Source organism: Pseudomonas sp. IT-P218, from assembly GCF_949767605.1.
Classification (GTDB): domain Bacteria; phylum Pseudomonadota; class Gammaproteobacteria; order Pseudomonadales; family Pseudomonadaceae; genus Aquipseudomonas; species Aquipseudomonas putida_AE.
This window is the reverse complement of sequence record NZ_CATKQQ010000084.1, coordinates 1-289: the sequence shown is the minus strand read 5'-3', so window position 1 is coordinate 289 and position 289 is coordinate 1. Positions and strand designations below refer to the sequence as shown.

At 67.5% G+C, this 289-nt stretch carries 1 protein-coding gene; it reads left to right on the top strand.

The features are described from left to right. Positions 1 to 289: hypothetical protein (locus ACM6I6_RS27565; protein ID WP_414920983.1), on the top strand; the 289-nt coding region annotated here is incomplete at both ends.

Sequence of the window (289 nt, the reverse complement as noted above, 5' to 3'; positions counted from 1 at the left end):
GCCAGACCACCACGCTGGAGCGCAAGCCGGACGGCGAAGTGCTGCGCATCCATCACCCGGATGGCAGCGCCGAGTCGTTCACCTACAACGCTCTCGGCCAGGTGCTGACGCACACCGACGGCAAGGGCCAGACCACCCGACTGCTGCGCACCGCCCGCGGCCTGCCGAGCAGTCGCCAGGACGCCAAGGGCCAGCGCATCCGCTACGAATACGACCCGGCGATTCGCCTGACCGCGCTGATCAACGAAAACAACGCGGCGTACCAGTTCGCCTACGATGCATCCGACCG